This window comes from Effusibacillus dendaii (genome assembly GCF_015097055.1).
GTDB lineage: Bacteria > Bacillota > Bacilli > Tumebacillales > Effusibacillaceae > Effusibacillus > Effusibacillus dendaii.
Genome location: NZ_AP023366.1, coordinates 2982234 through 2995155 on the forward strand (window position 1 = coordinate 2982234; position 12922 = coordinate 2995155).

A 12922-nucleotide genomic window follows, 5' to 3' on the forward strand; every position below is an offset into this window, starting at 1 on the left:
CGGTTAACCATACATCGGTGTCCTGCGGCAATCAGGCCATCGACATAAGAAAACTAAAAGGATAAGGGGATTTTGAACAATGAAAATGTACTATGACCAAGATGCAGATTTGAAAGCGTTGCATGGAAAGACAGTTGCCGTTGTAGGATACGGCTCGCAGGGACACGCGCAAGCACAGAACCTTCGTGAATCCGGTGTTAAAGTAATCGTTGCCGGTCGACCAGGAAAGTCCTGGAAACAAGCGGAAAATGACGGATTTGAAGTAATGACCGTTTCGGAAGCAACCAAAGCGGCGGATATTGTGCAGATTTTGATGCCGGATGAGCGCCAGGGGCAAGTATACCGGGAAGAAATCGAGCCGAATCTGCGTGCCGGTCAAATGTTGATGTTCTCGCATGGATTCAACATTCATTTCGGTCAGATTACGCCTCCTGCCGATGTAGACGTGGCAATGGTGGCTCCCAAAAGCCCTGGCCATCTGGTTCGCCGCGTATTTACGGAAGGCGGCGGCGTGCCCGGTCTGGTCGCGATTCATCAAGATGCAACCGGCAAGGCGAAAGAATTGGCTCTCGCTTATGCAAAAGGAATCGGCTGTACTCGTGCGGGTGTATTTGAAACGTCCTTCCGTGAAGAGACAGAAACCGACCTGTTCGGTGAGCAGGCAGTTCTCTGCGGCGGCGCTTCCGAGTTGGTAAAAGCCGGTTTTGAAACGCTTGTAGAAGCTGGTTATTCGCCTGAAATCGCATATTTTGAATGCTTGCATGAACTGAAACTGATTGTTGACCTGATGTATGAAGGTGGCTTGGCCCGTATGCGCTATTCGATTTCCGACACTGCTGAGTTCGGCGATTATGTAACGGGCCCTCGTATCGTGACGGAAGAAACCAGAAAAGAAATGAAACGGGTTCTGGAAGAAATTCAACGCGGTGAATTTGCGAAAAAATGGATTCTTGAAAACCAGGCAGGCCGTCCGACATACAACGCGATTAAGCGTCGGGAAGCGGAACATCAAATTGAGCAAGTCGGCTCTCGTCTGCGTGAAATGATGAGCTGGATCAATCGTTAAATGGGAAGTATTATCGGTTCCACTGATCCTGTCAGGTTTTTGTCTGACGGGATCCGTAGAATCGTGCATTCATCAAATTATTCATGGGAGGGAGAACTATGCGCAAAATTGAAGTGTTTGACACTACGTTGCGAGATGGAGAGCAGTCACCGGGTGTGAACCTGAATCTTGAAGAAAAATTGGAGATTGCCCGGCAGCTAGCTCGCCTGGGTGTCAATATCATCGAGGCAGGATTTGCGGCTTCCTCCAAAGGGGATTTTGAATCCGTCCAACGGATTGCAAATGAAATTCGCGGTGTTACGGTTTGTTCATTGTCCCGTTCTGTAAAATTTGATATCGAGCAGTCGTATGAAGCGTTAAAAGGGGCAGACAACCCGCGGATACACGTTTTTCTGGCCACATCGCCGATTCATATGCAGCATAAACTGCGCATGACCCCGGAACAGGTATTGGAACAGATTGATTCGGCTGTTCGTCTGGCTAAAGGGTTCGTGTCCGATGTGGAATTCTCTGCAGAGGATGGCGGTCGAAGCGACCTCGACTTCCTGGTCAAAGTGGCGGAAGTCGCAGCAAAAGCGGGTGCCACTGTACTGAACATTCCGGATACGGTAGGCTACCTGACTCCTTCCGAGTATGCCCATATTTTCCGCTATGTGCGCGAGAATGCCAAAGGTGCTGACAAAATCAAATTGTCTGCTCATTGTCACGACGATCTGGGAATGGCAACCGCGAACACGTTGGCTGCCATTGCGGCAGGAATTGACCAGATTGAAGGAACGATCAACGGGATTGGGGAACGTGCCGGTAACGTAGCGATTGAGGAAGTTGCGTTGGCATTGTACACTCGTCCGCAATTTTACCAAGCCGCGACTGGGCTGGAACTGGCGGAAATCGCGCGGACCAGCCGCATGGTTTCCAAGTTGACCGGTATGGTTGTACAGCCGAACAAGGCGATTATCGGGGCGAACGCGTTTGCGCATGAATCGGGCATTCATCAAGACGGTGTCCTGAAAGAAAAAAGCACTTATGAAATTATCCGTCCGGAAATTGTAGGAATGGGCGATTCCAAACTGGTATTGGGGAAACTCTCCGGCCGTCACGCATTCAAGGATCATCTCGTTTCACTCGGGTATGAACTGGAAGGCGATGCTTTGAATACAGCATTCCGTAAATTCAAGGATCTGTGTGACCGCAAAAAATACGTTACGGACGAAGATATACTGGCTTTACTGAACGATGTAGAAACGGATACATCGAAACTGGCTTACCGTTTTGAGTTTATGCAGGTTTCATGCGGTACACAGGGTGTGCCGACAGCGACGATCGGTCTTGTTGATGACGAAAAAGGGCTTTTGCAGGAAGCGGCTGTCGGGAATGGTTCGGTTGACGCCATTTACCGCGCCATTGATCGTATCACGAATGAAGAGGTAGAACTGCTTCAGTATCAGATCGATTCGGTGACTGGCGGACAAGACGCATTGGGTGAAGTACGTGTACAGATTCGTCAAGACGACATTGTCGCAAATGGTCGAGCGGTTTCAACCGACGTCCTGGAAGCGAGTGCAAGAGCTTATCTGGATGCCATCAATCGTATGATCACGAAACGGATGGACACTCACGGCAAGGAATACAGACGTAGACAAGAGAAGGTGGATTTGCATGTCTAAAAAAATTGCTCTTCTGCCTGGTGACGGAATTGGTCCGGAAATTGTGGCGGAAGCAGTAAAAGTGTTGGACGCTGTCGCGCAGCGGTTTTCTCGTGAATTCGTTTACGAGACTCTGCCCATCGGAGGAAATGCGATTGATGATTTTCAGGATCCGCTTCCTCCCCACACAGTAAAAGGGCTGAAGGAATCCGACGCGATCCTGTTGGGAGCGGTTGGCGGACCGAAATGGGATCAGAATCCATCCCATTTGCGACCCGAGTCCGGACTTTTGCGGATGCGCAAAGAACTTGGCGTTTTTGCCAATCTGCGTCCGATAACGGCGTTCGAACCGTTGTTGCATGCGTCCACACTCAAAAAAGAAGTGCTGTCCGGTGTTGACTTTCTGATTTTGAGAGAGCTGACAGGCGGCATCTACTTTGGTGAAAAAAGGCGTACGGCTACTGAAACGGGCGAACTGGCAACCGATACACTTGTTTATTCTACGCAGGAGATTGAGCGAATTGTGCGTATGGCGTTCGATATAGCCAGAAAGCGCAAGAAGATTCTCCATTCTGTAGACAAGGCGAATGTGCTCGAATCCTCGCGTCTCTGGCGTGAAACGGTGAATCGCATCGGGAAAGATTATCCGGATGTGAAATGTGAACATATTCTGGTGGACAATTGCGCCATGCAGTTAATCCGTAATCCTCGACAGTTTGACGTGGTTGTAACGGAAAATATGTTTGGCGACATTCTATCGGATGAAGCAGCGATGCTGACAGGTTCAATCGGAATGCTGCCGTCTGCAAGTCTCGGAGCTTCTGTCGGGCTTTATGAACCGTGTCACGGTTCCGCGCCGGATATTGCAGGCCGTGGGATCGCCAACCCGTTAGGGACGATTTTGTCATCTGCGATGCTGCTTCGCCATTCCTTTGGATGGGAGGCGGAGGCAGCTGCCATTGAAGAAGCGGTCTACGAAGTTCTTTCGAAAGGCGTTCGATCAGCCGATCTGGCGACACCTGATGAAAAAACCGTATCCACTTCCGAAATGGGGGATCTGGTCGTACAGTCGATTCGTTCCAAAGTTGCGTCTTGAGTTTAAAAATTTCCCTGACTGAGTCGGGGAATTTTTTTTTGAAAATTAGGTCTTAAGCACCTAATCGAATGGGTAGAGTTTGCAGTATAGTTTATGTACCTATATTTTCCATGCAGATAAATGCGAGAGGATGAGAAGGGGTGGGGCGAAATGAGGCAAAGAGAATATTATCGAATACCGCTGACTACTTTTTGCTCACTTCGCCTGCGGAAATTAGGTGGTAAAATGCTGCCGGCAGAAGAGGAATTTGAGGTAGAAATCCAAAACATATCCGGCGGCGGCCTCTGTTTTTTATCTGATCGTGAACTGCCGGTCAGCGAGTATTTGGAGTGGCAATTTGCAATTGACATCGGGGACCGGGAAATTGAGGTATACGGACAACTCGTTTGGATGGAGAAGAAAGAGGAACTCTACTTGTATGGTGTCAAGTTTGTATTTCTTGAAGAAACCGAACAGCGGAACCTGATAACCAGCATTAATACTATTCAGATACGTAGGCGTCAACGAGAAAAATATATTACAGGTTAAACCGGAGAGACAATCTCCGGTTTTTTATGAATAAACGCCTATTTTCCCGAATTTCATGACAAACGTAACAGAGGCGCATATACTGCAAGTGATATTTGACTATGGGGGAGGACGAATCAATTGATAACACACCTGGTCCAACAAGGTGACACGTTATGGAAAATTGCCCAAAAGAACGGTGTGACGCTAAGTTCGTTGATTGCGGCAAATCCGCAAATCCCGGATCCGGATAAACTTGATGTAGGTCAGGTAATTCACATTCCTGTCCACGGCAATATGCCGGAGCCCACCGGTACGATGACGACGTATACGGTTCAGGAAGGCGATACGTTATGGAAAATCGCAAAAGAAACCGGTAATTCATTGGCGAATGTAATTGCAGCAAATCCGCAAATCGCCAATCCTGAAATGATTGCGCCGGGTCAGATCATCAATATTCCGGCTCCCTATTCGATTGGACATGGAGGGCTGTTGCATCACAAACATCTGAAAATGCCTATGACAAAAGAACAAATGACCATGCCGATAGCAAAAGAACAAGCGATGATGCCAATAGCAAAAGAAAAATTGACTATGCCGAAACCGAAAGAGATGGTGACGAAACCGATTGAAGTAGCTCCGGTTCCCGTACCCGCTCCTGTTACTCCTCCACCTGCCCCAGTCAAAGAAGAGACAACGATTATTCAACATGTGGACGTCGAACTGGATTATGAGCCGCATTATACGAAAGTTGAGATCAAAGAACAACCAAAGCCGAAAGAAATGCCGAAACCGAAGCTGAAAGAAATGCCGAAACCAACGCCGGTTGTACAGCCAATCCAATATATGCCAATGCCGTGTCCGCCGCCGATGGTGATTGACTGTACGCCGTGCAGTCCCTGTCCGCCCGGAATGTATCCCGCTTTAATGGATGAATTTGGAAACCTATATCCGTATCCAGGGCTGGCACCGGCGGGGTATCCGGCGTATGCTCCCTATGGGGTAACCGGACCTGCCATGTATCCGTATGCAACGGGACTCCCGGGAATCAGTGCGGATATGTATCCGGCTGCTCCGAAACCATATGGAATGGGGATGGCCGGTACGAAGATGTATGAAACGGGTATGATGCCATACGGAAAGGGATACGGGATGCCAGCATACCGCAATGAGTGCCAACAGCCTAATCCGAATGGTCAGAGATGAGGTAATTTGATTATAGGATATACTTGTGACACCGAAAGAATGGTTTTTGTTTCTTTTCGGTGTCTGTTTGTGTACTCAGCATGAATCGGCCTTCCATTCTGGAGCAGACCAATCTTCCGGTCCGGAGCTTTGTTTTTTTTAACAAGAATTGTATACTTACAGATAAAGTGAAAGGCGAGAATCCAATAAATCCTGGTGATTGGGAGTGGTGATGCGCATGGTGGAAAGAAAAGTGGTAAAAGTAGTGGCGGGTCCCTACAGTCCGAGTTACGGAATCGTACGTGCCGAATCTGGCGACATGATAACCTGCCTTTTGTCGGGAGAGTACTTTGCCAAGGGGGAGGTTGCTCTATCGGCGGATGCGGTGGAACCGGTAGCGGATAGTCGCGCAGGGCTGGCTTATCACACGATTGACAGTCTGGTATGGTGGATACGCGACAGGGTGTCCACTGCAAAGATGAAAGGTGTCGTTGTGGGAGTTTCGGGCGGTATTGACAGCGCGGTTGTTTCCGCCTTGTGCCAAAAAGCATTTCCTGATCAATCACTGGGGTTAATTATGCCCTGTCGAAGTATTCCGGAAGATCGGCAGTACGCGGAACAAATTTGCCATTCAATCGGTTTGACATATAAAGTGGTTGATTTGTCTGATACATATGACACACTGGTGAAAACGGCACAGACATCGGGTCTGATCGGAGAACGTTCACATCCGTTGGTCGGCGGCAATTTAAAAGCCCGTTTACGGATGTCGACTCTCTACCTGGCGGCTCAGGAACGAGGCTATTTGGTGGTCGGCACAGACAATGCGCCCGAAAGCATAACCGGTTATTTTACCAAATACGGAGACGGGGGCGTCGACATTCTGCCGATCAGTTCCCTGTTAAAAAGACAGGTGCGGGAATTGGCCAAGTATCTCAGTATTCCGGCTGCCGTGATTGAGAAACCGCCTTCTGCCGGTCTGTATGAGGGTCAGACCGATGAATCGGAAATGGGTTTGCGGTATGAAGATATTGATGACTATATTTGCGGATTTGAGATACCGGACGATATCAGGGAACGGATTCAGCTGATGGAGGCGCGAAGCCAGCACAAACGTGAACTGCCGCCTTCCGCCCCAAAAGAAATGAATGTGCTGCCCCAAAAATTTTAACAGTGGTTCATTTCGTGAGGCATTTCTTTATGAAAGGCAAATGGTTGAATCTATTCTTAGAAGTCGTTCCATGGCCTAACTTCCGACTGTGAAGTTAGGCTTTTTATTTTGGGGGTAATACCCGAAATTAAATCGTTTGTGAAAATTACGACGGGTGGAGATTTCTCGGGAATTTTACTATGACTGGAACCTGGTTAACAAGACTGGCGTTTTTGTCGGGCTCAGTCCGGCGCCGCTGCTGGCAGAAAAGGATATCCGAGAAGATTTTATAGGCAAGGAGCGTCTTGAAGAGGAGCTTATTCATATCAGTCAAAATGCGCAAAAAGCTCCCGATCGGATCTACTCTTGTCAAATGGATGACCGAACCGTATTGATCATACGTGAAGGTTTGGAAAAAAGGTATCTGCACAACAATGGCCATTTTGAGGAGTACCTGAAGAGGCAAGTGGTTGATTCGTTTGTTGATTGGGATTTTGATCAGGATAAAAGCGTCATCGTGGTTATTTTAAATCGGAATCCGGCAGATGCACATGAGTGATGATCAAACGGATCGCGTTTGATAAGAGAACCGGGCCAAAATCCTGTGCGGATAAGAGTCCGGTTTTTGTGTTCCAAATGTTATACTAGCGGTATATACATTCAGGGGGCGAGGGGGGTTCGCTGTGGAAGCAATCGATCCGCGCATTCCGGCGACGATTCTGACAGGCGCGTTGGGAAGCGGCAAAACAACCTTGTTAAATTACATACTGCAGGAAAATCATGGGTTGAAAGTAGCGGTAATCGTCAATGAGTTTGGCGAGGTCTCGATCGATCATCACCTGGTCGTGGGAACGGATGAAGAAGTTGTGGAACTGGCTAACGGATGTATCTGCTGTACGGTTCGGGATGATTTGCAGCGTGCCGTGACAAGCGTGTTAGCGCGACTCGACAGACCGCAATATATACTTGTAGAAACGACTGGATTGGCGGATCCTCGTCCGGTTGCCCAGACGTTTTTAATTGATGAATTGTCTGAACAGGTTCGCTTGGATGCGATTGTGACGGTTGTTGATGCATCCCGTTTCGATGAGAACCTGGAGTTGAGCGGGACAACGGCGGATCAAATTTTGGCAGGGGATATTTTGCTATTGAATAAAACGGACTTGGTATCGAATGAAAAGGTGGCGCAGATCGAAACGGAAATTGCCGATATGAATCCGGTCGCCCGTGTACTGCGGACCACGAATTCGCAAGTCGATTTGAGACTTTTGCTGGATGTCGGCATGTTTCAGTTGGAACGGATGTTGGAGGGAGACAGCGCGGATTTGATCGCGTTGGAAGAATGTCCGGACTGTTCGGCAGGTGTTCCGCATTCGCATGCACACAGTCATCTGCACGATGACGATATTTCATCCGTTTCGTTTATATCGGAGCGTCCGTTCGATTATGAAAAATTCGGGGAACTGATGTCCGATTTGCCGCAGGGCATTTTTCGCGGCAAGGGAATCTTGTGGATCGACGGGTATGAGGAAAAACTGATTTTTCATTTGGTCGGAGATCGCAGTCAGGCGGTAGCTGACGGTGTCTGGGGCGACCGGAAGGAAAACAGGCTTGTTTTTATCGGCAAACATCTGGACCGGGACAGTTTGTTGCAGCGGCTGCAGACCTGTCTGGTTTGACGCGGAAACAAACCGTTTCAATAGAATGAATGTTCGGGGTAGGAAATGAACGTATGGGAAACGAATAAGGTAAGCATAGGTACGCTGTGAAAGGCAGGAGGCAAACGAATGCGGATTATCGGGATTGACCCGGGATATGGACGAACGGGGTACGGGGTCATCCAACTGGACGGCAGCCGGATACGCTCGCTTGAATTTGGTCTGATCGAAACCCAACCCGGACTACGGATGGAACAGCGCCTGCTGCAAATTTATGATGCATTGCTTACCATTATCGAACGGAGAAAACCGGATGCGTTGGCGCTTGAGGAACTGTTTTTCAGCCGTAATGTGACAACGGCGATTGGGGTCAGTCAAGCGCGCGGTGTTGTGCTATTGGCAGCTGCCCAAATGGGTTTGCCTGTCAGTGAGTACAAGCCGGTTCAGATTAAACAGGCGATCACCGGTTACGGGAAAGCGGACAAGCAGCAGATGCAGGAAATGGTTCGCTTGTTCCTGGGCCTGCAGGATGTCCCCAAACCGGATGACGTGGCAGATGCATTGGCGGTTGCCATCACACATGCACATACGGCGCCGCTTACAAATCGGATTCGCCAGGCGGAAGGAAGGTAAACAGTGATTTCATTTGTGGAAGGCATTGTGGAAGAAGTGGCGGCAGACTATGTGGTATTTAATGTGAACGGAATCGGGTATCAGGTGTTTGTGACCGCCGCTACTTCCCTTTCCCTGCAGCCGGGAGCGCAGGAAAGGCTGCATACGCAGTATCATGTCCGCGAAGACGCTCATTTGCTCTACGGATTCAAAACAAAAAACGAACGGAATCTGTTTGTCCGTTTGCAGAACGTGTCAGGCATCGGTCCCAAAGCGGCGTTGACGATTGTCGGATCCGCGCCGGTCGGTGATGTGGTAGCGGCGATTCAGAGCGAACAGGCCGATTTTTTAAAAAAGCTGCCAGGGATTGGAGCGAAAACGGCACAGCGAATCATCATTGAACTGAAAGACAAGCTGGATGACATTGGCATAGCGGGAACTGGCGCAGCAGCTCCTGTGAAAGAACCTGGCGGGAAAAGCAACCGGGAACTGTTTGATGCACTTTTGTCACTCGGCTATAATGAAAAGGAAGTACGCAATGTGATGCGCTCGCTTGCGGATGAGATTGAGCAAGGTCTCCCTTTGGAATCACTGATAAAAAAAGCTTTGCAGGAGCTTTTTACGAAATAGAGCCGATTTTTCGATACGAAATAGACAGCAGTGACCGTGAAGGAGTGGGGTCATGGAAGAGCGCATCATTTCGGCCCATTACATGGGTGAGGACGGATCTTTTGAATCGATCCGGCCGCGCTATTTGAATGAATATATTGGACAGAAGCAGGTTAAAGAGAATTTGCGCGTGTTTATCGAGGCGGCCAAAATGCGCCAAGAGCCGCTTGATCACGTTTTGCTCTATGGTCCGCCGGGGCTTGGCAAAACCACATTGTCCAACATTATCGCCAATGAGTTGGGTGTGAACCTCCGAATCACATCGGGTCCGGCGATTGAACGGCCGGGTGATCTTGCCGCCCTGCTGACCAACCTGCAGCAGAGCGACGTTTTGTTTATTGATGAAATTCATCGTTTAAACCGGTCTGTAGAAGAAGTTCTCTATCCGGCGATGGAGGATTACGCGCTTGATATTGTAATCGGCAAAGGGCCGAGTGCCCGTTCTGTCCGATTGGAACTGCCTCCCTTTACGTTAATCGGAGCGACCACACGCGCCGGGCTTTTGTCTTCTCCTCTACGCGATCGGTTTGGCGTAATCAGCCATCTTGACTATTACAGTGTGGAAGATTTGTGCCGTATTGTGGTCCGGGCGGCGGATATTTTGCAAGTAAAAATTCAACCGAACGCCGCCGTAGAGATTGCCACACGTTCACGCGGTACGCCGCGAGTGGCCAATCGGCTTTTGAAACGGGTGCGTGATTTTGCGCAGGTGCGCGGGGACGGCGTTATCACAGAAGAGATTGCCGAAAACGCGCTCGAGCAGATACAAGTCGATCCGTTAGGATTGGATCATATCGACCATAAATTATTGTTGGCGATTATGGATAAGTTTAACGGCGGCCCTGTCGGATTGGACACAATTGCCGCTACCATTGGGGAAGAATCGGATACGATTGACGATGTGTATGAACCGTATCTGCTGCAGATTGGATTTTTACAACGGACGCCGCGCGGTCGAGTGGTGACTGCGCGTGCCTACTCTCATTTCGGGAGGACTCCCAATCATGAATCCGGTGACTAAAACGCTGTTGATTATCGGGGTTGTCTGTATCGGACTGGCGCTCGTCTGGCAGGTTGGCGGTCGCTGGCTGGGCTTTCTTGGTAAACTGCCCGGTGACATTGTGATTAAAAAAGAAAACTTCTCCTTTTATTTCCCGATTATGACCAGTGTTTTGCTGAGTGTTTTGTTGTCATTGATCGCGTTTCTTGTAAATTATTTCCGACGATAACATTGTACCCCAGAAACGAATCAGGTGTCTCGAAATTTATAGCAAGCGAGGTGGAATGGGGTGCCATGGTTACCGTTCCGGCCTAGAAAAACAGAAGAATACGGACAACTTGCAGAATGGGTCGAGCTCGCTCAGCAGGGAAACCCTTCCGTTCGCAATAAATTGCTGGAAGATTATATTCCGTTTATTGCCAAGACAGCGTCCAAAACAAGCGGACGTTATATTGAACGTGGCGTTGACGATGAGTTTAGCATTGCTTTGTCCGCTTTTAATGAGGCAATAGACCGGTATAACGTGCAAAAAGGGACAAGTTTTCTAGCATTTGCGGAGACGGTAATTAAAAGACGGCTGATCGATTTTTACCGTTCCCAATCCTCGCGCAGCAAGGATCGATTGCTTAGTGAATTTGATGTGGAAGATGGAGAAGAAAATGTCATCAACCAGATCGAAATTCAAAAATCAATCGACCTGCATAAGCAAACGGTCGAAACGGAAAGCCGGAGAGAAGAAATTTTCCGTTTTACCGAATGGCTCTACGAATTTGGCATTGATATGGAGGAGTTGGTAGAAATTTCCCCCAAGCATGCGGATGCTCGCTTCAATGCGATGGAGGTCGCCCGAACGATTGCGGAAGATGCGGAAATGAGAGCTTATCTGCTCGAAAAAAAATCTTTGCCATTAAAGTTGTTAAGTTCGAAGATTGCCGTGAGCCGTAAAACGGTGGAGCGGCAGCGAAAATATATCATCGCGATTACGCTGATCCTGATAGGCGAATTTGAGATGCTGCAAGAGTATATTCAGTAGCGTAAGAGGTGCGCAGCCATGCGGAAATCAAAAGGTGTTATCATGAAAATATCCGGTTCGCATGCAATCGTTATGACGGCTGACCGGCAATTTGTGAAAATCCCGGTGCCAAGTGGAATTCAACTTGGTGAAGAGATTGAATTTTCGGTTCCGGGCTTTTCACGATCGTATTTGGCATGGAGAAGAGTAGCTCCTCTTGCGGCGGCATTTGTTCTTGCGATCGGGTTATGGCAGGCATCGGAAATCGTGCAGGCGAAACGTGTGTCTGCTTATGTAGCTCTTGATATTAACCCCAGTTTGGAATTGGCCATCAACAAGGAAAAGTCCGTTTTAAAAACGGAGCCGTTAAACGATGACGGGAAAGTTCTGGTGGCCGACCTTCATCTGGAAGGCAAGCCGGTCGAACAGGCGATCGATGAACTGACTGATCAAGCGACGAAGAAAGGTTTCATAAAGCCGGATTCCGAAATTCTTGTTACTGCCTCGGCGGCTCCTGATGCTCAAATCGACGTGGGAAGCCTGGAGCAGATATTGATGACACGGGTGAGCGAAAAAGTCTCGAAAAGCGGGCTTTCAGCAAATGTCGGTGGTGTGGTGGTGTCGGAAAAGGTTCGCGAAGAAGCCAAAACCGTTGGACTTTCTTCAGGAAAATACGCCGTGTATTTACAGGCGCAGGCAACCGGGCTGCCCGTTTCGGTTGAGGAGTTAAAGCGGGAAGCGGTCACAACTGTGGTGAAAAAACACGGTGACGAGATAAAGCAAATTTTGGAACATATGAATGGTGACCGCAATCTGGAAGATCTTTTGCAGGAGTGGAAAGCGAAGAAGGAAAAACGGGACAGTAAAGAGGGGCACGATACCGATCAAGTTAAGCCGTCAGAATCTGGAGTTGGGGAGTTGCCCAAATGGGTTCCCGGTAATTGGAATCGATCAGATGACGGGCAACGAGGAAATCATCCTCGTAAGAACACATCTGACGATAGAGGAAAGAGTCAATCAGACTCAAAAAACAATTCTGAATCGGGCGATCAAAGAACTCCTGACAACTCTGGAGATGATAAGGGGACATCAAAGCAGGAGAACCCGGTTGAGAAGAAATGGACGAACCAGGAAGGAGAGCGCCTGAACCCGAAAGGGGATGTAGGCGCTTCCTCCCATCGTGTGGGGCCACCTGACAACGGTGCGGTTGATAACAAGTGGCAGCGTGACAAGGGGGCACACGACAAACGGCAGAACGATGATACGCCGGACCGTTCGACAGACCATGGCGACAAATCTGACAGGTAATACCGAATATGAA

The 12922-nt window shown here is 48.9% G+C and carries 14 protein-coding genes; all 14 read left to right on the top strand.

What is annotated here, in order from left to right:
* Window positions 1-79: 79 nt before the first annotated feature.
* The 14 genes from skT53_RS15865 (at window position 80) to skT53_RS15930 (ending at window position 12909) form a co-directional block, all read left to right on the top strand.
* On the top strand, window positions 80-1066 hold the full coding sequence (locus skT53_RS15865; RefSeq protein ID WP_200758771.1) for a ketol-acid reductoisomerase: 987 nt from the start codon (window positions 80-82) through the stop codon (window positions 1064-1066).
* Window positions 1067-1164: 98 nt separating this feature from the next.
* A complete protein-coding gene (locus skT53_RS15870; RefSeq protein WP_200758772.1) occupies window positions 1165-2733 on the top strand; it encodes a 2-isopropylmalate synthase in 1569 nt (522 codons plus the stop codon).
* The gene (gene leuB, locus skT53_RS15875) at window positions 2726-3808 is read left to right on the top strand and encodes a 3-isopropylmalate dehydrogenase (RefSeq protein WP_200758773.1); all 1083 of its coding nucleotides are present in this window, start codon (window positions 2726-2728) and stop codon (window positions 3806-3808) included. Before skT53_RS15870 ends, leuB begins: the two co-directional genes overlap by 8 nt.
* Window positions 3809-3958: 150 nt before the next feature.
* Window positions 3959-4336: a PilZ domain-containing protein gene (locus tag skT53_RS15880; protein WP_200758774.1), complete on the top strand. Its 378-nt coding sequence runs from the start codon at window positions 3959-3961 to the stop codon at window positions 4334-4336.
* Window positions 4337-4456: 120 nt separating this feature from the next.
* A complete protein-coding gene (locus tag skT53_RS15885; protein WP_200758775.1) occupies window positions 4457-5521 on the top strand; it encodes a LysM peptidoglycan-binding domain-containing protein in 1065 nt (354 codons plus the stop codon).
* A gap of 217 nt (window positions 5522-5738) precedes the next feature.
* Window positions 5739-6671 carry an NAD(+) synthase gene (gene nadE, locus skT53_RS15890; RefSeq protein WP_200758776.1) on the top strand — a complete coding sequence of 311 codons (933 nt, stop codon included), beginning with the start codon at window positions 5739-5741 and terminating at the stop codon, window positions 6669-6671.
* Between the two features lie 154 nt (window positions 6672-6825).
* Window positions 6826-7209: a Na-translocating system protein MpsC family protein gene (locus skT53_RS15895; RefSeq protein ID WP_200758777.1), complete on the top strand. Its 384-nt coding sequence runs from the start codon at window positions 6826-6828 to the stop codon at window positions 7207-7209.
* A 124-nt stretch (window positions 7210-7333) separates the two neighbouring features.
* The gene (locus skT53_RS15900; protein WP_200758778.1) at window positions 7334-8329 is read left to right on the top strand and encodes a CobW family GTP-binding protein; all 996 of its coding nucleotides are present in this window, start codon (window positions 7334-7336) and stop codon (window positions 8327-8329) included.
* 108 nt (window positions 8330-8437) lie between these two features.
* Window positions 8438-8941 carry a crossover junction endodeoxyribonuclease RuvC gene (gene ruvC, locus skT53_RS15905; RefSeq protein WP_200758779.1) on the top strand — a complete coding sequence of 168 codons (504 nt, stop codon included), beginning with the start codon at window positions 8438-8440 and terminating at the stop codon, window positions 8939-8941.
* Window positions 8942-8944: 3 nt separating this feature from the next.
* On the top strand, window positions 8945-9550 hold the full coding sequence (ruvA, locus tag skT53_RS15910) for a Holliday junction branch migration protein RuvA (RefSeq protein ID WP_200758780.1): 606 nt from the start codon (window positions 8945-8947) through the stop codon (window positions 9548-9550).
* Between the two features lie 52 nt (window positions 9551-9602).
* On the top strand, window positions 9603-10610 hold the full coding sequence (gene ruvB, locus skT53_RS15915; protein WP_200758781.1) for a Holliday junction branch migration DNA helicase RuvB: 1008 nt from the start codon (window positions 9603-9605) through the stop codon (window positions 10608-10610).
* Window positions 10594-10818: a DUF2905 domain-containing protein gene (locus tag skT53_RS15920; RefSeq protein ID WP_200758782.1), complete on the top strand. Its 225-nt coding sequence runs from the start codon at window positions 10594-10596 to the stop codon at window positions 10816-10818. The genes ruvB and skT53_RS15920 overlap by 17 nt, the downstream gene beginning before the upstream one ends.
* 60 nt (window positions 10819-10878) lie before the next feature.
* Complete coding sequence (gene sigI / locus skT53_RS15925) at window positions 10879-11622, top strand: RNA polymerase sigma factor SigI (protein WP_200758783.1); 744 nt, start codon at window positions 10879-10881, stop codon at window positions 11620-11622.
* An 18-nt stretch (window positions 11623-11640) separates the two neighbouring features.
* Window positions 11641-12909, top strand: coding sequence for an anti-sigma factor domain-containing protein (locus tag skT53_RS15930; protein ID WP_200758784.1), 1269 nt, complete (start codon window positions 11641-11643; stop codon window positions 12907-12909).
* Window positions 12910-12922: the final 13 nt, after the last annotated feature.